The following is a 2213-nucleotide window of genomic DNA, read 5'->3' as shown; positions in this document are numbered from 1 at the left end:
CTCCGCGCCCGCGGTCACCGGGTCTTCGAGATCTCCGCGATGTCCGGCGAGGGCACCCGCGAGCTCATCTTCGCCATGGCCGAGATCGTCCAGGAGGCCCGCAAGGCCAAGCAGGCCGAGATCCCGGCCCGGATCGTCGTACGCCCCAAGGCGGTCGACGACGACGGCTTCACGATCACCTCGACGAAGGCCGGATGGCGGGTCGTCGGCAAAAAGCCCGAGCGCTGGGTGCGCCAGACCAACTTCAGCAACGACGAGGCCGTCGGGTACCTCGCCGACCGCCTCAACCGGCTCGGCGTCGAGACGCGCCTGCTGCAGATGGGCGCCGAAGCCGGCGACTCCGTCCTGATCGGCCCGACCGACGACTCCGTGGTCTTCGAGTTCAGGCCCGGCGTCGACGCCGGCGCCGAGAACCTGTCGCGCCGCGGCGAGGACGACCGGTTCCAGGACGACCGCCAAGCGGCCATCCGTCGGCGCGAGATCCAGGCCAAGCTCGGCGAGCGGGCCGAGGGCGAGACCCGCGCCGACGTGGCCCGTCGCATCGACAAGCCCGAGGTCTACGGGCCGACCTCCTACGAGATCGGCTCTGAGGAGGACCCGGACGTCGCTCCGGCCGTGCCCGAAGACGAGGCATGGCTCGAGGAAGACCCCGGTGAGTGAGGCCTCGACCCGTGAGGTGGTGACCGGCGCCCGCCGGATCGTCGTCAAGATCGGGTCCTCGTCGCTGACCACCGCTGCCGGTGGGATCGACCCCGACCGGGTGAGCTCGCTGGTCGACGTCCTGGCCGCCGCGCGCGCCCGGGGCGCCGAGGTCGTGCTCGTCTCCTCGGGAGCCATCGCGGCCGGCCTGGCGCCCCTGGGCCTGAAGAAGCGTCCGCGCGGCCTGGCTGCCCAGCAGGCCGCCGCCTCGGTGGGCCAGGGCATCCTCGTCCACCGCTACACCGAGGAGCTGGCACGCCACGGCCTGACCGCCGGGCAGGTGCTGCTGACCCTCGACGACGTCACCCGTCGCGCGCACTACCGCAACGCCCATCAGACCTTCGCGAAGCTGCTCGAGCTCGGCGTGATCCCGATCGTCAACGAGAACGACACGGTGGCGACCAGCGAGATCCGGTTCGGCGACAACGACCGCCTCGCGGCGCTCGTCGCCCACCTGGTGCACGCCGACCTGCTGGTGCTGCTCTCCGACGTCGACGGCCTGTACGACGGCCCGCCCACCCGCCCCGGCGCGAAGCTGGTCACCGACGTGCGCAGCGACGACGACCTCGCCGGCATCACCGTCGGCTCCGTCGGCGCGGCCGGTGTCGGTACCGGTGGCATGGTCACCAAGGTCGACGCCGCAGCCATCGCGACCGGCTCGGGCATCCCCGTCGTACTCACGTCCGCCGACGGCGCCGCCTCGGCCCTGGCCGGCGAGCCCGTCGGGACCCTGTTCCACGCGACCGGCAAGCGCCGACCGATCCGCCTGCTCTGGCTGCGCCACGCGACCGAGGCGAAGGGCTCACTGGTGCTCGATGCCGGTGCCGTCCGCGCCGTCGTCGAACGACGCGCCTCGCTCCTCGCCGCGGGGATCACCGCCGTGCAGGGCGACTTCGTCGCAGGCGACCCGGTCGACCTGCGCGACCCCGACGGTGCGGTCGTCGGCCGTGGCCTGGTCAACTTCGACGCCGCCGAGCTGCCGCCCCTGCTGGGCCGGTCCTCGAAGGATCTCAAGCAGGAGCTCGGTGCTGCTTACGAGCGCGAGGTCATCCACCGCGACGACCTGGTCGTCCTGGCCTGACCGCATCGATCCCGCGCTGGAGATCTGCGGGTCGATGTACGGGCGGAGGTCCTGCAACATGCGGGCGACCGTAGGGGGCCGCGATGAACGGTGGGTGACCGTCAGGTGCCCGGAACTGGCTGCCCCGTACGGGGCGCCGTACCCTTGGGACGACATGAAGGACGCCCCCACGGTCTACCTCGACCACGCAGCGACGACGCCGATGACCGACGTCGCGATCGAGGCGTTGACGGCGCGGCTGCGCGAGGTCGGCAACGCGAGTTCGTTGCACGCCTCCGGGCGTCGTGCACGACGCATCGTCGAGGAGTCCCGCGAGACGGTGGCGCAGGCCCTGAACTGTCGTCCGGGTGAAGTGGTGTTCACCTCGGGGGGCACCGAAGCGGACAACCTGGCCGTCAAGGGCCTGTACTGGTCGCGTCGCGCGACCGACCCC

The 2213-nt window shown here is 71.9% G+C and carries 3 protein-coding genes; all 3 read left to right on the top strand.

Translation table 11 applies throughout. The annotated features are described in order from the left end of the window. A partial coding sequence (cgtA, locus tag ACOADB_RS24200) for an Obg family GTPase CgtA (RefSeq protein ID WP_378604814.1) occupies window positions 1-660 on the top strand: 660 nt, incomplete at its 5' end. After that, window positions 653-1780: a glutamate 5-kinase gene (proB, locus tag ACOADB_RS24195; RefSeq protein WP_378604811.1), complete on the top strand. Its 1128-nt coding sequence runs from the start codon at window positions 653-655 to the stop codon at window positions 1778-1780. The genes cgtA and proB, both read left to right, overlap by 8 nt. A 154-nt stretch (window positions 1781-1934) precedes the next feature. Next, window positions 1935-2213, top strand: a 279-nt coding sequence (locus tag ACOADB_RS24190) for an aminotransferase class V-fold PLP-dependent enzyme (protein WP_378604804.1), incomplete at its 3' end; no start/stop codon positions are given.

The sequence above is a fragment of the Nocardioides sp. CPCC 206348 genome (assembly GCF_048654705.1).
Lineage (GTDB): Bacteria > Actinomycetota > Actinomycetes > Propionibacteriales > Nocardioidaceae > Nocardioides.
This window is presented reverse-complemented; position numbering and strand designations above follow the sequence as displayed.